6 protein-coding genes are annotated in these 23,154 nt (G+C 72.1%); all 6 read left to right on the plus strand.

Translation table 11 applies throughout. The features are described 5' to 3' along the window. The first annotated feature begins 4 nt into the window (after nt 1-4). The 6 genes from DT019_RS27695 to DT019_RS27730 all read left to right on the plus strand — a co-directional run bounded on the left by DT019_RS27695 (nt 5) and on the right by DT019_RS27730 (nt 23,151). Nucleotides 5-7,780, plus strand: a complete 7,776-nt coding sequence (locus DT019_RS27695) for a non-ribosomal peptide synthetase (RefSeq protein ID WP_114039651.1) — start codon at nt 5-7, stop codon at nt 7,778-7,780. Then, nucleotides 7,777-16,698, plus strand: coding sequence for a non-ribosomal peptide synthetase (locus DT019_RS39805; protein ID WP_189389985.1), 8,922 nt, complete (start codon nt 7,777-7,779; stop codon nt 16,696-16,698). Before DT019_RS27695 ends, DT019_RS39805 begins: the two co-directional genes overlap by 4 nt. A 5-nt stretch (nt 16,699-16,703) precedes the next feature. Then, on the plus strand, nt 16,704-20,516 hold the full coding sequence (locus DT019_RS27715) for a non-ribosomal peptide synthetase (RefSeq protein ID WP_114039652.1): 3,813 nt from the start codon (nt 16,704-16,706) through the stop codon (nt 20,514-20,516). Nucleotides 20,517-20,595: 79 nt separating this feature from the next. Next, nucleotides 20,596-21,318 (plus strand): thioesterase II family protein, encoded by a 723-nt coding sequence (locus DT019_RS27720; RefSeq protein ID WP_114039653.1) that lies wholly within the window; start codon nt 20,596-20,598, stop codon nt 21,316-21,318. A 262-nt stretch (nt 21,319-21,580) separates the two neighbouring features. After that, nucleotides 21,581-22,591, plus strand: a complete 1,011-nt coding sequence (locus tag DT019_RS27725) for a threonine/serine dehydratase (protein ID WP_189389986.1) — start codon at nt 21,581-21,583, stop codon at nt 22,589-22,591. A 263-nt stretch (nt 22,592-22,854) separates the two neighbouring features. After that, nucleotides 22,855-23,151: a Dabb family protein gene (locus DT019_RS27730; protein WP_114039655.1), complete on the plus strand. Its 297-nt coding sequence runs from the start codon at nt 22,855-22,857 to the stop codon at nt 23,149-23,151. Nucleotides 23,152-23,154 lie beyond the last annotated feature (3 nt).

The raw sequence follows: 23,154 nt of genomic DNA on the forward strand, positions 1-23,154 counted from the left end.
CACAATGATCCCGTTGTCGTTCGCGCAGCGTCGACTGTGGTTCGTGGACCGGTTCGAAGGCCCCTCGCCGACCTACAACGGCGCCCTCGGCCTACGGCTGACCGGCGAGTTGACGGTCGACGCCCTGGAGGCGGCGCTCCGCGACGTCATCGACCGGCACGAGGCCCTGCGCACGGTCATCGCCGAGGACGACGACGGCGTCCCGCACCAGCGGGTGCTGCCCATGGCACAGGCGCCGTTCGCCCTGCGGGTCGTCGAGGCCGCGACGGAGACCGAGCGGGTAGCCGCCGTCGACGAGGCGGCCACCGCCACCTTCGACCTGGCCGCCGACGTCCCGATCCGCGCCACGCTGGTGCGCAGCGGACCGAGCGAGCACACCCTCGTCCTCGTCATGCACCACATCGCGGTGGACGGCGAGTCGTTCAGGCCGCTCTGCCGCGACCTCATCACCGCCTACGCGGCCCGCCAGGAGGGCAGAGCCCCCGCCTGGGAGCCGCTGCCGGTGCAGTACGCGGACTACTCGCTGTGGCAGCGGGACATGCTCGGCGACGAGTCCGACCCCACCAGCGTGTCGGCCACCCAACTGGCTTACTGGCGAAGGACCCTGGCCGACCTGGCGCAGCCGCTCGCACTGCCCACCGACCGCCCCCGCCCGAAGTCGATGAGCCAGCGCGGCGACATGGTGCCCTTCACCATCGACGCCGACCTGCTGCGGTCCGTGGAGAGGCTCGCCGCGCAGGCGGACACCACCGTCTCGATGGTCATGCACTCCGCCCTCGCGGTCCTCCTGCACCACCTCGGCTGCGGCGACGACGTCCCCATCGGCGCCCCCATAGCGGGCCGCACCGACGAGGAACTGCGCGAACTCGTCGGGTTCTTCGTCAACACCTGGGTGCTGCGCGTCGACCTCTCCGGCAACCCGACCTTCCGCGAACTGCTTCAGCGGGTGCGGGAGCGGGCCCTTGCCGCGTACGACAACCAGGACCTGCCCTTCGAGCGGCTGGTGGAACTCCTCAACCCGGACCGCTCCACCGCCTACAACCCCCTCTTCCAGGTGATGCTCGCCTGGCAGCCGTCCATACCCGAGCTGGACATCCCCGGACTCACCTCCCGGTCCGAGCGGCTGGAGACCGAGACGGCCAAGTTCGACCTGTTCTTCGATCTGATCCCGAACGGTTCGGGCTCGGCGCAGTGCCGCCTGGAGTACCGCACCGACCTGTTCGACCGGGAGACCGTCGAGGCCATCGCCCACCGCTTCGTCCGCGTGCTGAGCCGGCTCGTGGCCGACTCCGAGCGCGCCATCGGCGGCATCGACACCCTGGAGAGGGCCGAGCGGGACCACCTGCTCACCGACTTCAACGACACCGCCGTCGAGCTCCCCGACCTCACGGTCCCGCAGCTCTTCGCGCACCAGGTCGCCCGCACGCCCGACGCCCCGGCCCTCGTGTGCGACGGGCGGACGCTGACCTACCGCGAGCTGGACGAGCGCGCGAGCGGCATCGCCCGCGAGCTCGTGCGCCGCGGCGCCGGACCCGAGGACCTGGTCGCCCTCGCGCTGCCGCGCACGGAGAACCTGGTGGCCGCGCTGCTCGGCATCCTCAAGTCCGGTGCCGGATACCTGCCGATGGACCCGCAGTACCTCGCCGGCCGTGCCGAGAACGTGCTGTCCGAGGCACGCCCGTGCTTCGTGGTCACCGACGCCACGACGGCGCAACAGCTGCCGCCGCACGACATGGTGAGCATCCACCTCGACGACCTCACGCGGGACGACACCCCCGCGGGGGCCCTGGGCGACGTAGACCACAGCGCGCCGCCGCACCCGGACAACCTCGCGTACGTGATGTACACCTCCGGCTCCACCGGCCGGCCCAAGGGCGCCTCCATCACTCACCGCAACCTCGTCAACGGGGTGCGGGAACTGGCCCGTGTCCTCGACCCGCAGCCCGGCTGGAAGATGCTGGCCGGGACCTCGGTCAACTTCGACGTCTCCGTCTTCGAGCTGCTCACCGCCCTGTCTACCGGCGGCACCGCGGAACTGGTCCCCAACGCGCTGGCACTCGGCGAGCGCGACAGCTGGGACGGCCACGTCATCAGCGGGGTCCCCTCGGTGCTCGGCGAACTGGTGGGCCACCTGGCGAAGGCACCCAACGTCCACACGGTCGTGTTCGCGGGCGACGTGCTCCCGGCCCGGCTGGTGCGCCAGGTGCGCGAGGCCATCCCCGGCGTACGCATCGTCAACTCCTATGGCCAGAGCGAGAGTTTCTACGCCACCACGTTCTCCCTCGCCGGCTCCCAGGAGTGGGCGGACGGCGACGTCGCCCCCATCGGCACCCCGCTGGGCAACATGCGCGCCTACGTGCTCGGCCCCGGCCTCGCCCCCGTGCCCCAGGGCGTGATCGGCGAGCTCTACGTGGTCGGCGCCTGCCTCGGCCGTGGCTACCACGGACGCCCGGCCCTGACCGCCGAGCGCTACGTGGCCAACCCCTTCGGCCCGGCCGGCGAGCGGATGTACCGCACCGGCGACCTGGCCCGCTGGAACGCGGACGGTCAGCTGGAGTGCGTCGGCCGCGGCGACGGCCAGGTCAAGGTGCGGGGCTTCCGCATCGAGACCGCCGAGGTCGAAGCCGCGCTCACCGCCCTGCCCGGCATCAGCGAGGCCGTGGTGATCAGCCGCGAGGTGCCCTCGGGCGGACGGCGGCTCGTCGCGTACGTGGTGCACACCGGCGAAGGAGCCGTCGGCGACGACGGCGCCGGCGGCATCGGCGACGTGGACGTGATGGCCGGTGCCTCGGCCGCCGATCTGCGCAAGCTCATCGCGGCCCGGCTGCCCGACTACATGGTGCCCGCCGCCTTTGTGGCCCTCGGCCGACTCCCGCTGGGGCCGACCGGCAAGCTGGACCGTAAGGCCCTGCCCGAGCCGGAGTTCACCGGGGAGACCTACCGCGAGCCCCGCAACGAGACCGAGACGATCATCACCGCGGCCTACGCGGACGTCCTCGGTGTCGAGCGCGTCGGCATCGACGACGACTTCTTCGCGGTGGGCGGGGACAGCCTGCGCTCCATCCAGGTCGTCGCGCGGACCCGCGCCCGGGGCCTGGAACTCACCACCCGCGAGATCTTCGAGTGCCGCACGGCGGCCCGCCTCGCCGAGGTGGCCTCCGCCCGCCAGGACCGCACGCCCGTGCTCGCCGAGGACGCGGGCGGCGGCGTCGGCCCGATGCCACTCCAACCGGTCGCGCGGCACGTCTTCGAACACGGCGGCGGAACGGACCGGTTCGCCATGTCGATGGTCCTCGAACTGCCCCGGGGCATCGACGCGGACGGCCTGGCCGCCACGCTGGACGCCGTGCTCGACCGGCACGACCTGCTGCGCGCCCGACTGGTGCGCGGCGGCGAACCCTCCCTCGACGTCCGCCCGCAGGGTGCCGTACGGGCAGCCGACCTCATCCACCGGGTCGACTGCGACGGCCGGTGGGACGAGCCGTCCACGCTGCGGACCGCCCGGGCGGAGCTCGACCAAGCGGTGAACCGCCTCGACCCGCAGGCCGGGACCCTGGCGGACTTCGTCTGGTTCGCCGCTCCCTCGGGCGAGGGCCGCCTGCTCGTCGTGATCCACCACCTCGCGGTGGACGGCGTGTCCTGGCGCATCCTCATGTCGGACCTCGCCGAGGCCTGGCAGCAGATCAGCGCGGGCAAGGCGCCCGAACTGCCCGCGGTCGGCACCTCGGCCCGCCGCTGGGCCGCCGCGCTGGAGGACGAGGCCTTCACACCCGAACGCGAAGCGGAACTGGCGTACTGGCGGGACCTGCTCGAAGCACCCAACCCCCCGCTGGGCACGCGGGCCTTCGACCCGGCGATCGACCTGTGGTCCACCGTCGAGACCGTACGGGTGGAACTGCCCGCCGAGGTCACCGAAGCGGTCCTGACCAAGCTGCCCGCCGCCTTCCGGGGCACCGCCAACGACGTGCTGCTCGCCGCGCTCGGCCTCGCCGTGAACCGGTGGCGCGGCGCGGACGGCCCCACCCTGGTCCGCCTGGAGGGCCACGGCCGCGAGGAGGACCTCGTCCCCGGCGCCGACCTCTCCCGTACCGTCGGCTGGTTCACCAGCATGTACCCGGCCCGGGTCGACGTCGCAGGTGTGGACCTCGCCGACGTGCTGGCGGGAGGCGCCGCCGCCGGAAAGGCCGTCAAGCTGGTCAAGGAGCAGCTGCGCGGCATCCCGGACAAGGGCATGGGATACGGCCTGCTGCGCCACCTGAACCCGGAGACCGCCGAACAGCTCGCCGAGTACGCTCCGCCACAGATCGGCTTCAACTACCTCGGCCGGATCTCCGACGCCGACGTGCCCGAGCACCTGCGCGCGAACGGGTGGGGACCGGCGTCCTGGTCCGCCGAACTGATCGCGCTGCCCGACCCGGATCTGCCCGCCCTGTCCGCCCTCGAAGTCAACTCCTTCGCCACCGACACCCCCGAGGGCCCCCGTCTGCAGACGGCCTTCATGTTCGCCTCCGGGGTGCTGTCCCGGGAGCGGACCGCCGAACTCGCCGAGCTGTGGGTGGAGGTGCTGCACGGCCTGGCCGCGTACGCCGCCGAGCCGCACATCGGCGGCCTCACACCCTCCGACGCCCCGCTGGTCTCGGTGCGCCTCGACGAGATCGAAGCCTGGGAGCAGCGCTACGGCAGGCTCACCGAGGTGTGGCCGCAGGCCCCGGGCCAGTCCGGGATCCAGTTCGAGGCCGCGCTCGCCGACGGCTCCTTCGACGTCTACCACATGCAGTTCGTCCTGCACCTGACCGGACACGTGGACCCGGTGCGCATGCGCTCCGCCGGGCAGGCGCTGCTCGACCGGTACCCGAACCTGCGCTCCGCGTTCCTCACCGGCGCCGACGGCGACCCGGTGCAGATCCTGGCCGAGCACGTCACCCTGCCCTGGCGCCACCTCGACCTGAGCGGCCGCACCCCGGCCGACCAGGACGCGGAGCTCGACCAGGCCCTCGCGGACGACCGCGCCGACCGGCTCGACCCGCTGCGGCCGCCGCTGCTGCGCCTGGCTCTGCTCACCTGCGGGCCGCAGCAGGCCAAGCTCGTCATCACCGCCCACCACACGCTGTTCGACGGCTGGTCGTCGCCACTGGTGATCCGGGACCTGATCCGGCTGTACGCCGCGACCGAGGACCTCGGCCCGGTCCGCAGCTACGGCGACTACCTGTCCTGGCTGTCCACCCGTGACCGCAAGGCCTCGGCCGCCCGCTGGGCCGCCGAGCTGGACGGGTTCGACCAGCCCACCCTGGTGGCGCCCAACGCCCCCGCCGTCCAGGAGGCGGCGTCCGCCCTCGGGCGGGTCGAGGTGCCGCTGTCCATCGACAAGGGACGCGAACTCGCCAAGCGCGCCGCGGAACTCGGCGTCACGCTCAACACGCTCCTCCAGGGCGCGTGGGCGATCCTGCTCTCGAAGCTGACCGGGCAGAGCGACGTGGTGTTCGGCGCCGCCGTCAACGGCCGGCCCGCCGAACTGCCCGGCGCGGAGGAGATGGTCGGCCTCTTCATCAACACCCTGCCCACCAGGGCGTTCTGCTCCTTCGACCAGAGCGTCGCGCAGGTCATCACCGACCTGCAGAACCGGCAGACCTCCCTGCTCGACCACCACTACTACGGGCTCGCCGACATCCAGCGCGACGTCGGCCTGCCCGCCCTGTTCGACACCATCGTGGTCTTCGAGAACTACCCGATCGACCGGGCGGGCATCTTCGACGCGAACACCGCGGCCGGTTTCAGCATCGACGCCATCCGGCCGTTCGCGGGCTCGCACTACCCGTTCACCCTCAACGCGTCCGACCCCTATCTGCGGACCTCCCTCGACTACCAGAACAACCTTTACGGCCGTGAGGAGGCCGAGCTGATCGCCGCCCGGCTGGTCCGGGTCCTCGATCAGGTACTGGAGGACCCGACCGTGCCGGTCGGCGCCGTCGAGGTGCTGTCGCAGGAGGAGCGGGACTGGTTGGTGAGGGGGATCAATGACACGGCGCATCCCGTGGCGGCGGACACTCTGCCGGGTTCGTTCGAGGCTCAGGTGGAGCGTGACCCCGGACTTGTGGCACTGATCGGCGAGCACGAGACGCTCACCTACGGCGAGTTCAACCGGCGCGCCAACCAGCTGGCGCACTGGCTCGTCGAACAGGGCGCGGGCCCCGAGCAGTTGGTCGCCGTGCGCATCCCGCGCTCCGTCGACCTGATGGTGGCGATCTACGCGGTCGTCAAGGCCGGCGCGGCCTATGTGCCGGTGGACACCGAACTGCCCGAGGACCGGGTACGGCACGTGCTGGACACCGCCGGGCCCCTGCTGGTGCTCGACGGGACCCTGCCGGACGTGTCCGCGTACCCCACCGAGAACCCGCGGCGGGAGCTGTCGCCGGACAACGCCGCGTACGTCATCTTCACCTCCGGCTCCACCGGCGGCCCCAAGGGCGTGCAGGTGTCCCACCGCTCGATCATGAACCGGCTGAAGTGGGGCCTGGCGCACTTCGATGTCACCCCCGAGGACCGGGTCCTGCTGAGCACCTCGGCGAGCTTCGACGTGTCGGTCCCCGAGCTGTTCGCACCGCTCCAGGTCGGCGCCGCCGTGGTGATCGCCCGTCCGGACGGGCGGCGCGACCCGGCCTACCTGGCCGAGCTGATCCAGCGCGAACGGGTCACCGGCGCGGACTTCGTGCCCTCCCTCCTGGAGGCGTTCGTCACCGAGCCCGCCGCGAAGGAATGCCACAGCCTGCGCTGGATCGAGGTCGCCGGTGAGGCGTTCCCCGCGGCGCTTGCGAACAAGGTCGTCGACCTGCTGCCGCACTGCGGGGTGCACAACCTGTACGGCCCCACCGAGGCGGCCGTCGAGGTCACGGCCTGGCAGCATGTGCCGGGGGCGGACCGGGTGCCGATCGGCGCGCCGGTCTGGAACACCCAGGTGTACGTGCTGGACGCGACGCTGCGTCCGGTCGCGCCGGGAGTGGCGGGCGAGCTGTACCTGGCCGGCGCCGGCCTCGCCCGGGGCTACCTCGGGCAGGGCGCGCTGACCGCGAGCCGCTTCGTCGCGTGCCCCTTCGGTCCGGACGGCGCGCGGATGTACCGCACCGGAGACCTGGTGCGCTGGAACCAGGACGGCCAGGTCGAGTACATCGGCCGCACCGACTTCCAGGTCAAGGTCCGCGGCTTCCGGATCGAACTCGGCGAGGTGGAGGCGGCGCTGACCGCCCACCCCGACGTCGACACCGCGGTGGCCGTGGTGCGCGAGGACCGCCCCGGCGACCAGCGCCTGGTCGCCTACGTGCTGGCGGACCCCACGGGCCTCGACGTCGCGGCCCTGACCGACCTGGTCCGGGAGCGGCTGCCGGAGTACATGGTCCCCTCGGCGATCGTGCCGCTCCAGGCGTTCCCCACCACCCCCAGCGGGAAGCTCGACCGCAACGCCCTCCCCGCACCCGAGCACACCGAAGTCGCGGCCGGTCGAGGGCCGCGCAACCCCAACGAGGAAGTCCTCTGCCGCCTGTTCGCCGAACTGCTCGGCGTGGACGAGGTCGGCATCGACGTCGACTTCTTCGACCACGGTGGGCACTCGCTGCTCGCCACCCGGCTGATCGGCCGCATCCGCAGCGAACTCAACGCCGATGTGAAGGTCACGGCGGTGTTCCGCAACCCGACCGTCGCCCAACTGGCAGAGCAGATCGAGAAGCTGGCCGCCACATCGAAACGTCCCCGGCTCCGCCCGATGAACGTACAGGAGAACCGTCGATGATCCCGTTGTCCTTCGCCCAGAGCCGGATGTGGATCCTTCACAAGCTCGAAGGCCCGTCAGCGACCTACAACGTCCCGTTCGTGCTGCGCCTGGAAGGCGCCCTGGACACCGCGGCCCTGGCCGCGGCCGTGACGGACGTGACCGACCGGCACGAGAGCCTGCGCACCCTCGTCGTCGAGAACGCGGACGGCACGGCCGAGCAGCAGGTCCTGCCCCCGAGCGAGGCGCACTTCGCCTTCCGCGTCCTCGACGTCGCCGCGGACGAGGTGGCGGCGGCCCAGCACGAGGCCGCCTGCGAGCCGTTCGACCTGGACAGCGAGCTTCCCCTGCGGACGACGGTTCTGCGCATCACCCCGCAGGAGCACGTCCTGGTGTTCGTCTTCCATCACATCGCCGCGGACGGCTCCTCGGTGGCGCCGTTCGTCAGGGACCTGGTGTCGGCCTACACCGCACGCCTCGGCGGCAGCGCGCCCGACTGGCAGCCACTGCCCGTCCAGTACAAGGACTACACGCTGTGGCAGCGCCAGGTGCTGGGCGACGAGGACGACCCGGAGAGCACCGCCGCCGAACAACTGGCGTACTGGAAGAAGGAGTTGGCCGAGATACCGCAGCCGCTCCAGCTGCCGCTCGACCGGCCGCGCCCGGCCTCGGCCAGCCACCGCGGCGGCGAGGTCCCCTTCCAGCTGTCGCCCGAGCTGATGGCCCGCCTGAACAAGCTGGCCACCGAGCGCGGCGCCACCGCGCCCATGGTCGCCCAGGCCGCACTCGCGGTCCTCCTGAACAAGCTGGGCGCCGGCGAGGACGTGCCGATCGGCAGCCCCATCGAGGGCCGCGGCGACGAGCAGCTCGACGACCTCATCGGCTTCTTCGTCAACACCTGGGTGCTGCGCGCCGACCTGTCCGGGAACCCGTCCTTCGGCGACCTCCTGGACCAGGTCCGGGACAAGGCCCTCACTGCGTACGACAACCAGGACGTGCCCTTCGAGCGGCTCGTGGAGCTCCTCAACCCGGACCGCACCACCGCGTACATGCCGCTGTTCCAGACCGCGCTGGGCTGGCAGTTCGTATGGGGCGAGATCGAGATGCCGGGCCTGCGGGTCACTCCCATCCCGGTCGCCACCGGCACCGCCAAGTTCGACCTGCTCATCAATGTCGTCCCCAACGCGACCGGCGGCACGCACGGCCTCCTCGAGTACGCCACGGACCTGTTCGACCACTCCACCGCCGAGCGCATCATCGACCGCTTCGTACGCATCCTGGAGCAGGTCCTGGAGGACCCGACCGTGGCGGTCGGCGCCATCGACGTGCTCTCCGCGGACGAGCGGGACTGGCTGCTGCGCGGCGCCAACGACACCGCCGCGCAGGTGCCCGAGCGGACCATCGACGCGCTCTTCACCGAGCGGGCCGCCGCGACCCCCGACGCCGTGGCCGTGGTGCGCGGCGAGGTGGCACTGACCTACCGCGAGGTCGACGAGCGGGCCAACCGGCTGGCCCGGGTGCTGACCGCCCGGGGCGTCACGCCCGAGTCGGTGGTGGCCGTCGCCCTGTCCCGTACGCCGGAGTGGGTCATCGCGATCCTCGCCGTCCTGAAGGCGGGCGGAGCCTATCTGCCGGTGGACCCCGCCTACCCGGCGGAGCGCGTGGCGTTCATGGTCGCCGACTCCGGGGCGCTCCTGGTGCTCGGGGACGCGGCCTCGGCGGAGCAACTGCCGCAGCTGGCCGCGCCCGTGCTCCGCCTGGACGACGCCGACGTGGCCGCCGCGCTGGCCGCCGCCGACCCCGGGCCCCTGACCGACGCCGACCGGCACGGCCCGGTGCGGGTGGCCAACACGGCGTACGTCATCTACACCTCCGGCTCGACCGGCACGCCCAAGGGTGTCGCCGTCAGCCACGCGGGCATGGCCAGCCTCGCCGCCACCGAAGCCGAGCGGCTCGCCGTGACCCCCGACAGCCGGGTGCTGCAGTTCGCCTCGCCGAGCTTCGACGCCTCGCTGTGGGAGTGGGGCATGTCGCTGCTCTCCGGCGCCAGGCTCGTGCTGGCGAGCCAGGACGAACTGGCCGCGGGCGAACCCCTGATCGCGACGATCGCCGCCCACGGCATCACCCACGCGACGCTGCCGCCGGCCGTGCTGGCGGCGCTGCCCACCGGCTCGCTGCCGAGCGTGCGCACCCTCGTGGTCGGCGGCTCGGCCTCCTCGCCGGAGCTGGTGGCGCAGTGGTCCGACGGACGACGCATGATCAACGGCTACGGCCCGACGGAGATCACCGTCTGTGCCGCCATGAGTGCGCCGATGGCCGGTGACGGCCGCACCCCGCCGATCGGCCGCCCCATCGCCAATACCCAGGTCTACGTCCTGGACACGGCGCTGCGTCCGGTCGCCCCCGGCGTCGCCGGAGAGCTGTACATCGCCGGCCCCGGCCTCGCCCGCGGCTACCTCGGCCAGAGCGCACTGACCGCGAGCCGGTTCGTCGCCAACCCCTTCGGCGCGCCGGGCACCCGGATGTACCGCTCCGGCGACCTCGTGCGCTGGAACAAGGACGGCGAACTCGAATACCTCGGCCGCACCGACTTCCAGGTCAAGATCCGCGGCTTCCGGATCGAACTCGGCGAGATCGAGCACGCCCTGACGACGCACCCCGGTGTCGCGCAGGCGGCGGCCGTCGTGCGCGAGACGCCGCAGGGCGACAAGCAGCTCGTCGGCTACCTCGTCCCACGGCCGTACGCAGCGCCCGCCGTCGCGGACGCACAGGTCGACGAGTGGCGCGACCTCTACGACGACAGCTACACCGAGTCCAGCGACGGACAGCTCGGCGACGACTTCCAGGGCTGGAACTCCAGCTACACCGGCGAACCGCTCCCCCTCGAGCAGATGCGGGAGTGGCAGGACGGGGCGGTGGCCCAGGTGCTGCGGTTCGCGCCGAAGCGCCTGCTGGAGCTCGGCGTGGGCTCCGGCCTGCTCCTCGCCAAGATCGTCGACGAGGTGGAGGAGTACTGGGGCACCGACATCTCCGGCACCGTCGTGGAGCGGGTCCGCGTGCAGGCCGAACAGGCCGGCTACGGCGACCGCGTGCGAGTGAGCGCCCAGTCCGCCGACGACACCACCGGACTGCCCCGCGGCCGGTTCGACACCATCGTCCTCAACTCCGTGGTGCAGTACTTCCCGAACGTCGACTACCTCGACCAGGTGCTGCGCCAGGCGCTGGAACTCCTCGCCCCCGGCGGCCGCATCATCGTCGGCGACGTCCGCAGCGCCGCCACCCGCAGCTTCATGCAGACCGCCATGCAGCGCGCCGCCCACCCGCACGCCTCCTACGAGGAGCTGCGGACCCTGGTGCAGCGCGAGCTGCTCGCCGAGCGCGAACTGACCATCGCCCCCGAGTGGTTCACCCAGTGGGCGACCGACCAGCCCGTCGCCGTCGACATCCGCCTCAAGCCCGGCCACGCGCACAACGAGCTGACCCGGCACCGCTACGAGGTGATCCTGCACAGTGCACCGGCCGACGTCCTCGACGTGAGCGACGTGCCGTCGGTGCCGTGGGGCGGACACGTCCACGACCTGGCCGACCTCGGCCGCCTCGCCGACCGCGCCGACGGCCCGGTGCGGATCACCGGCATCCCCAACGCGCGCCTGGTCGAGGAGGCCGCTCTCACCGCGGCGACCGGTCTGCTGCACCTGGTGTCCCGGCCCGGTGCGCCCCTTGACCCCCAGGAACTGCTCCAGTGGGCCCGCTCGACGGGCCGCGACGCCGTTCTCACCTGGTCCGGGGAGGACACGCGGTGCTTCGACGCAGTGCTGCTGCCCGAGCACCGCGACGTCTCGGGCGCGTTCGTGCCCGGCGCCGCGACCGGCCGGGCCCTGGCGAACGACCCCGCCCTGGCCCGCTCGATCGGCCCCCTCCTGCTGGAGCTGCCCGACTACCTGCGCGAGCGGCTGCCCGACTACATGGTCCCGCCGGCGTTCGTGCCGCTTTCGGAGCTGCCGCTGACGCCGAACGGGAAGCTGAACCAGCGTGCGCTGCCCGCCCCGGACTACGGTCAGGCATCGACCGGCCGGGCACCGCGCAACGAGGTCGAGGAGATCCTCAGCGGACTCTTCGCCGAAGTGCTCGGTGTGACCAGCGTCGGCATCGACAGCGACTTCTTCGCCAGCGGCGGAGACAGCATCCGCTCCATCCAGATCGTCGCCCGGGCCCGAGCCCGCGGCATCGAGGTCAGCACGCGGGAGATCTTCGAACTCCGCACCGTCGCCCGGCTCGCGGAGCTCGTCGAGGGACGCGAGGACGAGCGCCTCGTTCTGCCCGAACTGCCGGGCGGCGGCACCGGATGGGCCCCGCTGATGCCGACGGCGCAGCACGTGCTCGGACTCGGCGGCGGCCTCGGCCGACTCTGCATGTCCATGATGCTGACGCTGCCCGAGGACATCGACCGCGCCGGCCTGGTGGCCACCGTACAGACCGTCCTCGACCGCCACGACGTGCTGCGCTCCCGGCTGGACCGGACGCGCCAGGGCCTGGAGATCGAACCGGTCGGCGGCGTGAACGCCGAGGCCCTGCTGCGAGAGGTCCGCCACGGCGACGCCGACGCGCACGCCGAACTGAACGCGGCCGCCGACCGCCTCGACCCCGACGCGGGCGTCATGGCCCAGTTCGTGTGGTTCACCTCCGACACCGAGGCGGACCGCCTGCTGGTCGTGCTGCACCACCTGGTCGTCGACGGGGTGTCCTGGCGGCTCCTCGTCCCGGAGTTCGCCTCGGCCTGGGAGCAGGTCCAGGGCGGCAGCGCGGCACAACCCGCCGCGCCCGGCACCTCATTGCGCCGGTGGGCGCACGCCCTGGCCGACGAGGCGGTCCGCCCCGAGCGGGTGGCGGAGCTGCCCGTGTGGCAGGCCATCCTGCACGAGGACGAGCCGGCGCTCGGTGCCCGGGAACTGGACCCGACCCTCGACGTCACCGCCACTGTGGACACCGTGCGCGTCCAGGTGCCGGCGGACGTCACCGAAGCCGTCCTGACCCGGGTGCCCGCCGTCTTCCGGGGCGGCGTCGACGACGGTCTGCTGGCCGCGCTCGCCCTGGCCCTGGCCCACTGGCGCCAGACGCGCGGCGTGCCCGCCTCCTCGGCCCTGGTCCGCCTGGAAGGCCACGGCCGCGAGGAAGAGGCCGTGCCCGGCGCGGACCTGTCCCGCACGGTCGGCTGGTTCACCGCGATGTACCCGGTCCGCCTCGACGTGGCCGGCCTCGACCTGGCGGACGCCTTCGCGGGCGGCCCCGCCGCCGGCCGGGCGATCAAGGCGGTCAAGGAACAGCTGCGGGCGGTCCCCGGCGACGGCATCGGCTACGGCCTGCTGCGCCACCTCAACCCCGAGACCGCCGCCGCGCTGAGCACCGCCCGGGAACCGCAGATCGGGTTCAACTACCTCGGCCGGACCTCTGGCGGCGGCGCCCCCGAGGACCCGCGGGGCCAGGGCTGGGTGCCGGACGGCAGCCTGCCGGACCTGATCGCCGCGCCCGACGCGGACATGCCGGTGATGTCGGCCCTCGAAATCAACGCGGTCGCCAACAGCACCGCCGACGGCGAGGAGCTGACCGCCTACTTCGGCTTCCCCACCGGTCTGCTCTCCCGCGCGGAGGTCGACGAACTGGCCGGACTGTGGGTCCGGGCGCTCACCGCGCTCGCCCGGTTCGCCGCGACCCCCGAGGCCGGCGGACTGACCCCGTCGGACGCGCGGCTGGTCGACGTGAGTCAGCAGGAGATCGACACCTGGGAGGCCCGGTTCGGCCACCTCGCCGAGGTGTGGCCGGTGACCCCGGCGCAGTCCGGGATCATCTTCCACTCGATGCTCGCGGGATCCTCGTTCGACGCCTACCACGTCCAGCTGGTGTTCCACCTCTCCGGCGACGTCGACCCCGAGCGCATGCGCCGGGCCGGACAGGCGCTGCTCGAGCGCCACGCCAGCCTCCGGGCCGCGTTCGTCAACCAGGCCGACGGCGACCTCGTCCAGGTGGTGCCGGCGGCGGGGGCGACCCTGCCGTGGCAGTACCTCGACCTGAGCGGGTACACCGAGGCGGAGCGCTCCGAGCCGTTCGAGCGTTTCCTCGCCGAGGACCGCGACGCCCACTTCGACGTGGACACCCCGCCGCTCATCCGCCTCGCCCTGGTCACCCTGGAGCCCGGCCGCGCCGAGCTCGTGATGACCGTCCACCACGCGCTGGCCGACGGCTGGTCCGCGCCGCTGCTCCTGCAGGACCTGCTGCTGCTCTACGGCTCCCACGGCGACGCGAGCGGACTGCCCGCCACGCGCAGCTACGGCGAGTTCCTCGCCTGGTACACCCGGCAGGACCGCGACGAGGCGGCCCGGGCCTGGGCGGCCGAGCTGGAAGGGGTCGACGAGCCGACCCTGCTCGTGCCGGGAGCCACCATCGAGGACGGCCTCGACCAGATCGAGATCGCTCTTGCGCAGGACGTGTCCGCCGCACTCAACCGGCGCGCCTCCGAACTCGGCGTCACCATCAACACCGTGGTCCAGGGCGCCTGGGCGCTGCTGCTCGGCCAGCTCACCGGCCGCCAGGACCTGGTGTTCGGCGCGACCGTCTCCGGGCGTCCGGCCGCGGTGACCGGCGTCGAGTCGATGGTCGGCATGTTCATCAACACCCTGCCGGTACGCGTCGAGTACGCCCCCGGTGACACCCTCGCCGAGCTGCTCACCCGGCTCCAGGGCCGCCAGGCCGCCCTGCTTGAGCACCACCACTACAGCCTCACCGAGATCCAGCAGGCCGTCGGGGTGCAGACCCTCTTCGACTCGCTGGTCGTCTTCGAGTCGTACCCGGTCGACGAGGAGGGCATCGGGGCCGCCACGGAGGCCGCGGAAGGCATAGCCATCACCGGCCTGCGCCCCTCCAACGGCACCCACTACCCGCTGGCCCTGATGGCGGCGGTCGAGAAGAACCTCCAATTCCTCCTCCAGTTCACGCCGAGCGCCTTCGACCGGGACGCGGTGGCGGGCTACGCGGCCCGCTTCGTGCGCATCCTGGAGCAGCTGGCGGCCGACCCCGAGCTGCGGATCGCGCGGCTCGACGTCCTGGAGCCGGCCGAACGCGACCGCCTGCTGGTCGAGTTCAACGACACGGCCGCCCCGACCCCGGACACCACCGTCACCGGCCTCATCGAGGCGCGGGCGGCACAGCGGCCGGACGAGGTCGCCGTGGTTGACGGGTCCCGGTCGCTCACCTACCGCGAGCTGAACGCCCGGGCCGACACCCTGGCGCGCGAGCTGGCCGACCGGGGCGTGGGCCCGGAGTCGGTGGTCGCGGTGTCGCTGCCGCGCTCGGCGGACCTGGTGGTCGCCCTGCTCGCGGTCCTCAAGGCGGGCGGCGCCTACCTTCCGGTCGACCCCAAGTACCCCAGCCACCGTCTGGCCGCCATCCTCGACGAGGCGCGCCCGCGCCTGGTCCTGACCGACTCCAGGACGGCCGCGGCGCTTCCGCAGCACGACGCCCCGGCCCTCCTCCTCGACACGCTCGACCTGTCCGGCGACGCCAAGCCCGTCGAACTGCCGCTCCACACACAGCAGTTGGCGTACGTGATGTACACCTCCGGCTCCACCGGCAAGCCCAAGGGCGTCGCCATCACCCACGAGACCGTGGTCAACGGCGTGCTGCGGCTGGCCCCGCTGGTGGGCCTCGAGCCCGGCAAGCGGCTCTTGGCGGGCACCTCGGTCAACTTCGACGTCTCGGCGTTCGAGATCTTCACGACCCTGGTCACCGGCGGCGTCGTCGACATCGTCCAGGACGTCCTGGCCCTGAGCGACGCGAAGGGCTGGCGCGGCGGCGTCATCTCCACCGTGCCGTCCGCCTTCGCCGAACTCGTCGACGACATCCGCGAGCGCACCAGCGTGGAGACGGTCGTCTTCGCCGGCGAGGCCCTGCCCGCCGCACTCGTCGACAGGACACGCGCCGCCTTCCCGGGCGTACGGATCGTCAACGCCTACGGGCAGAGCGAGTCGTTCTACGCCACCGCCTTCACCGTCGAGGGCGATGCACCCCTGTCGGCGGGCAGCGCGCCCGTCGGCACCCCGCTCGGCAACATGCGCGCCTACGTTCTCGGTCCCGGCCTGACCCCGGTGCCGCCGGGCGCGGTCGGTGAGCTGTACGTCGGCGGCCCGGTGGGGCGCGGCTACCACGGCCGCGCGGCACTGACCGCCGAGCGCTTCGTCGCCGACCCGTTCGGCCCGGCCGGTACGCGCATGTACCGCACCGGCGACCTTGCCCGTCTCAACGGCGACGGCCAACTGGAGTACGTGGCCCGCGGGGATGCTCAGGTCAAGGTGCGCGGCTTCAGGATCGAGCCCGCGGAGATCGAAGCCGCGCTCACCGCGCACCCCTCCGTCGCGCAGGCCGCCGTCATGGCCCGCGAGGGCCGCGGCGGCGCCACCGGCCAGCGGCTGGTCGCCTACGTCACCCCCGTCCACACCGACGAGGGCACCGGCGCCCCGGACGCCAAGGAACTGCACGCCTTCGTCGCCGAGCGGCTGCCGGACTACATGGTGCCGTCCGCCTTCGTGGTCCTCGACCGACTGCCGCTCGCCCCGAACGGCAAGCTGGACCGGGCCGCGCTGCCCGAGCCCGAGTACACCGGAGCCCCCTACCGGGCACCGCGCACCTCCCGCGAAGAGGCACTGGCCGCCCTGTTCGCCGAGGTGCTCGGCGTGGACCGGGTCGGCATCGACGACGGCTTCTTCGAGCTCGGCGGGCACTCCCTGCTCGCCACCCGCCTGATCGGCCGCGCCCGTGCCGTGCTGGGGATCGAGATCCCCATCCGCAAGATATTCGACCTGCCGACAGTGGCCGCGCTCGCCTCATGGTCGGAGGAATCGGCCGCCCCCCGTCGCCCCGGCCTGCGCAAGATGTTCGTAGAGGAGTAAAAGCAATGATTCCGCTGTCATACGCACAACGCCGCATGTGGATCCTCCACCAGATGGAGGGCGGGTCGGAGAACTGGAACATGCCGGCCGCGTTCCGGCTGACCGGCTCCCTGGACCAGGACGCCCTGGTCGCGGCGATCCGTGACGTGGTCGACCGGCACGAGATCCTGCGCACCGTCTACGGCACGAGCGACGACGGTGAGCTCTTCCAGCGGATCCTGCCCACGGCCGAGGCCGCGCCGCAGGTGCCGGTCGTCGAGGTGGCGCCCGAGGACGTCTCGCGCCTGGTCGGCGAGTCCATGGTGTACCGCTTCGACCTGACGGCCGAAGTCCCGCTCCAGGTACGCCTGTTCCGCGTCTCGCCGCAGGAGCACGTCCTGGTCCTGGTCATCCACCACATCGCCACGGACGGCAGCTCCGGCGCGCCCCTGGTACGGGACCTGGCCGCGGCGTACACCGCCCGCCTGGACGGCCGCGCCCCCGGCTGGGAGCCGCTGCCGGTCCAGTACAAGGACTACACGATGTGGCAGCGCGAGCTGCTCGGCGACGTCGCCGACCCGGACAGCCTCGCCGCGAAGCAGGTCGCCTACTGGCGCAAGGAACTGGCCGGGGTCCCGCAGCCGTTGAACCTGACGCTGGACCGCCCCCGGCCCGTGCAGGCCAGCGGGCGCGGCGCCACCGTCGGCTTCACGGTCGAGCCGGAGGTCTCCGCCGGGCTTCAGAAGCTGTCCGACGAGCGCGGCGCGACCCTGTCGATGGTCCTGCACGCCGCGCTCGCGGTGCTGCTGCGCAAGCTCGGCGGCGGCGACGACATCACGATCGGCAGCTCGATCGCCGGGCGCACCGACGAGGCCCTGGCCGATCTGGTCGGATTCTTCGTCAACACCCAGGTGCTGCGCGCCGACCTCAGCGGCGACCCGTCGTTCACCGACCTGCTCGCCCAGGTCCGCGACAAGTCGCTGGCCGCCTACGAGAACCAGGACGTGCCGTTCGACACCCTGGTCGAGGCGGTCAACCCGGAGCGCTCGGCCGCGTACCAGCCGCTGTTCCAGGTGATGCTCGGCCTGCAGAATTACGCACGGCCCGAACTCGAACTCGCCGGGCTCACCCTGGAGGTCGAGCAGACCATCCCGTCGATCTCCAAGGTCGACCTCTTCTTCAACCTGGCCACGGACGACGCGGGGGTGCTGCGCGGCGACCTGTCGTACGCGACCGACGTGTTCGACCGCGAGACGGCCCAGGCGATCGGCGCCCGGTTCGGGCGCGTCCTGGAGCAGCTCGTCGCCGATCCGGGCATGAGCGTCGGGGACGTCGACGTGCTGGGCGTGGCCGAGCGCCACCACCTCCTGACGGAGATGAACGACACCGCCGAGCCGACCCTGGAGCTGGTGGAGTCGGTGCGCCGACAGGTGCGGGAGACCCCGGAGGCGCTCGCCATCATCGGCGCCGAGGAGTCGCTCACCTACCAGCAGCTCGAAGCGCGCTCCAACCAGCTGGCCCACTGGCTGGCCGGCCACGGGGTGCGGGCGGAGTCGCGCGTCGCCGTGCGCCTGCCCCGCACCGTGAACCTGGTGGTGGCGCTGCTCGCCGTGCTCAAGGCCGGCGGAGCCTACGTGCCGATCGATCCGGACCACCCGCGGTCCCGCATCGACTACATCCTGGAGCACGCCGACCCGCTGCTGGTGCTCGACGCCGAGGCGCTGGCGGGCGTGGACTGGTCCTCGCTTCCCGAAACGGCTCCCGAGGTCGTGGTCCGCCCCGAGAACGCCCAGTACGTCATCTACACCTCGGGGTCGACGGGCAGGCCGAAGGGCGTCACCATCCCGCGCGGCGCGGTGGCGAACTACCTGGCCACCAACCAGCGCCGGTTCCCGCTCACGGCCGACGACCGGATGCTGTTCAGCACCACCGTGGCGTTCGACATGGCCAACACCGAGCTGTACCAGCCGTTCATCTCCGGCGCCACCATGGTGGTGGCGGACAAGGACACCGTCACCGACCCGGCGGCCGTCCTGGAGCTGATACGCCGTCACAAGGTCACCGCGGTACAGGCCACGCCCGCCTTCTGGCAGATGCTCCTGATGCACGACCCGAACGCGGCGAAGGACCTGCGGATCATCATCGGCGCGGAGGCCGTACCGGTGCGCCTGGCCGAGACGCTGGCGCAGCAGGCCGCCGAGGTGTTCAACATGTACGGCCCCACCGAGACGGTGACCTGGTGCACCGAGGCGCGCGTCGAGGTGGGGGAGGGGGCGCCGATCGGCAGGCCGATGGGCAACTTCCACGTGTACGTGCTCGACGCCCGCCTGCGACCCGTCCCGTGCGGTGTGCCGGGTGAGCTGTACATCGCCGGCGCCGGCATGGCCCGCGGTTACCAGAGCAGGCCCGGTCTGACCGCGGAGCGGTTCGTCGCGTGCCCCTTCGGACCGGACGGCGCGCGGATGTACCGCACCGGCGACCTGGTGCGCTGGGACCGCAACGACCAGCTGGAGTACATCGAGCGCACCGACTTCCAGGTGAAGATCCGGGGCTACCGCATCGAGCTCGGCGAGATCGAGCACGCGCTGACCGGACACCCCCAGGTGGCGCAGGCGGCGGCCGTGGTGCGGGAGAACCAGGACGGCGACAAGCGCATCGTCGGCTACGTGATGCCCGAGCCCGCCGTCGCCGAGACCGACGGCGGTGTCCAGGCACTGGTCGACGACCTGCCCGCGTTCCTGCGCGGCCGCCTGCCCGACTACATGGTGCCCGCCACGCTGATCCCGCTCTCGGAGGTCCCGCTGACCCCCAACGGGAAGCTGGACCGCGCGGCCCTGCCGGCCGAGGAGGCGGACAGCGAGGTCAGCCAGGAGCCGCGCAACGCCCATGAGGAGAAGGTGTGTTCCTTCTTCAGCGAGCTGCTGGGCCTGGAGCGGGTCGGCGTCGACGACGACTTCTTCGCACTGGGCGGTCACTCGCTGCTCGCCACCCGGCTCAGCGCCCGCATCCGCGACGAGTTCGGCATCGAGATGCCGCTCAGGACGATCATCAAGTTCCCCACGGCGGGTGAGCTGGCCGCGCTGCTGCTCGTCGCCACGCCCGCGGACTCCTCCAACTCCCTGGAGGTCGTGCTCCCGCTGAACACCGACCCCGGCACGGGCAAGCCGCCGCTGTGGTTCTTCCACGGCGGAGGCGGCCTGGGCTGGACCTACTTCAGCTTCGCGGCGTACGTCCAGGACTATCCCGCCTATGCCCTGCAGGCCCGCGGCTCCGACGGCGTGGACAAGCTGGCGGACTCGGTCGAGGAGATGGTCGAGGACTACGTCACCGAGATGCTGAAGATCCAGCCGGAGGGCCCCTTCCACCTGATCGGCTGGTCCTACGGCGGCACCGTCGTGCAGGCCGTCGCCGAGGCGCTCGACCGGCGCGGCCACGAGATCGCCTTCACCGCCATCCTGGACTCCCAGCCGGGCGGACACGGCTTCACGGAGATCCACGCCGGCAAGACGCTGACGGACTACCGGGTCGAACTCGAGGAGTTCTTCGGCCAGTACATCGGCACCGACAACCGGCAGGACTTCCTGGACGCCATGGCGAGGGTCCTGGCCAACAACACGAGCCGCATGATGGATTTCGAGTCGCCGGTCTACCGCGGCGACGTCATCTTCTTCAGCGCCACGCTCCAGGAGCAGTCCTACGCGCACCTGTGGAAGCCCTACATCCTCGGCTCCATCGAGGTGCACGACGTGCGCGCCACCCACCACGAGATGAACATGCCCTCGGCGGTCGCCGAGGTCATGGCGGTCATCAACCGCAAGCTGACGGAGCTGTACGCGTGAGCGGACGGCGAACTCCCACAACCGGTTCGACGAACCATCGCATGGATGATTGGGGTTGGTCGGGGTGACAGAGCCCGGCATGTCCACGAAACACGGGGACCAGGCCACGCTGCTGTGTGTGCCGTTCGCGGGAGCGGGTCCCTCGTTCTTCCACCCGTGGCGGGAACTGGCCGGCGACCGCTGGCGGGTGACCTCGCTCGAACTGCCCGGCAAGGAGCGGCGGATCCTGGAGGAGCCGTACCGCAACGTCGTCGAGGCCGCCAAGGGCTCGATCGACGACGTCGTCGCGGACCTCGGCGAAGGGGCGCGGACCGTGCTGTTCGGGCACAGCCTGGGCGCGGTCCTCGCCTACGAGCTGGTCCACCTGCTCACCGCGCGCGGCGTGCACGTCGAGCGGCTGGTCGTCAGCGGCTCGCCGGGCCCCTGGACCCAGCGCGAGCGGCGGGCGGCGGGACTGCCCGACGAGGAATTCCTCGCCCGGGTCGAGGAGTTCGCGGGGTTCCGGCATGAGGCCCTGGACCACCCCGAGATGCGGGAGCTGATCCTCCCGGTGCTGCAGGCCGACTGCGAGATGCACGAGAGCTACGTGCCGAGCACGGACGTCCCGGTGTCGGTGCCGATCTGCTCGCTGCGCGGCGACAGCGACGGGCTGGTCACCGCGGAAGAGGCCCGCCAGTGGCGGGACGCGACCACGTCGGACGAGTTCGGCTATGTGGAGTTCCCCGGCGATCACATGTATCTCGTCGACCTCGGTGCGCAGGTGCTGGACGTCATCGAGCGGGAATCCAGCGGCGCTCGCTAGCGTGGGGTGCGGGGCTTCGCCTCGCGCCGAGCCCGGCGCACACGTCCACCGGACGCCCCGCTCCGCCGCCGCCCCGCCACCGCGCGGGGCGGGCGGGTCCCGCAACCAGGACCCGCCCGCGTTCTCCGTCACGGGCCCATGCGCACGAGCGCCGGCCGCGGAGTGTCCGGACACCGACCGAGAGCTCTCGCTCCGCTCCTCGCCTGCGCAGCGCCCGTCCCGCGAAGGCACCCCGAAATCGCCGAAGAAACGGAGACACATCATGTCGATCGGTGCGCAGGCCGTGGCCCTCGCCGAGCAGCCGTCGCCGCTGACCCACGACGGAGTGGACGACGCCCGGCGCCGCATCGCCGAACGGGTGGCGCGGACCCCCGTCGTACGCAGCGAGGAACTGGACCGGGTGGCCGGAGCCCGGCTGTGGCTGAAAGCGGAGAACCTCCAGACCGGCGGCTCCTTCAAGATGCGCGGCGCGCTGCTCGCCGTGGAGCGGCTGGCCGGGTCCGGCAGCCTCGGCGTGGTCGCGCAGTCCACCGGCAACCACGCCATAGCCGTCGCGCTGGCCGCCGCCCAGTACGGGCTCGAGGCCGTACTGGTGCTGCCCGTCGACGCCGCCCCGACCAAGGTGCGGCGCATCAGGGACATCGGCGCCCAGGTGCTCCAGGCCGGCACCACTCTCGCCGAGCGGATCGCGGTCGTCGAGGAGCTCAAGCTGACCCGCGGCCTCGACGAGATCGACCCCTACCAGAACCCGGACGTGGTCACCGGCCAGGGCACCGCCACCGCCGACCTGCTGCACCAGGTGAACGCGGCCGGCGGCCGCTTGGACGCGGTCGTGGTGCCGGTGGGCGGCGGCAGCGCGCTGGCCGGCGCGTGCCTGGCCACCACCGGCCAGGACATCGATGTCTACGGCGCCGAGCCCAGCGCTGTGCCCGCCCTGACGGCGGCCCTGCGCGCCGGAGGGCCGGTCACCGTCGACGCCCGGCCCACCATCGCCGACGGCCTGCGCCCCGACCGCATCGGCCAACTCCCCTACGACCTGGCCCATGACACCGTCGCCGGCGTCTTCACGATCGACGAGGACGCCATCGCCGAAGCGCTGCGCCTGGTCCTCGTCCACGCCCGGCTGGTCATCGAACCCGCCGCCGCCACCGCCGTGGCGGGCGCCCTGCGCCTCGCCGCCGAGGGCCGTGCCCGCGACATCGGGGTGCTGGTCTCGGGCGGCAACGTCGACACCGGCCTGGTGGCATCCCTCCTGGGCCACCGGCCCTCCTGAATCCGCATTACCGCGTCCGGACCCCTCCCCGTCCCGCCGGCGGGACACACGTGCCGGCGAGCGGAACAGCCTTGCGAAATTCCCTCGGCCGCGCATGGCGACGCGTCAATTCGACGTGCGTCGTACGGCCGCTGGGGGCAGGGCGGTAGAGCCTGGGCCTCCCGCCCGGTCATCGAAATTGTTTGGTTGAACGGCGCCTTCGAGAGCGGCATGCTCGTGAATGCGCCGAAGAAACCAGCCGACATGCTGCACGAAAGGCAATCGTGATCACGCACATTGTTCTTTTCAAGCTCAAGGACGGCATCGAGCGCTCCGCCCCGTCCGTGGTCGAGGCCGAGGAGTTCGCCCGGGCGGTCGGCAGCAACGTGCCCGAACTCGTCGACTGGCGGGTGGGCTGGAACACCGTCGACCGGGACATCTCCTACGACTTCGCCGCCTTCGGTGTGCTGCCGGACCTCGCCGCGCTGGAGAGGTACCAGGCGAACGAGTACCACCAGAAGTCCGTCCAGAAATGGCGGGCGATATCCGACTGGGTCGTCGCCGACCTGGAAGACCTCTGAAGG

Origin of the sequence: Streptomyces sp. SDr-06, assembly GCF_003324565.1 — a bacterium.
Classification (GTDB): Bacteria; Actinomycetota; Actinomycetes; order Streptomycetales; family Streptomycetaceae; genus Streptomyces.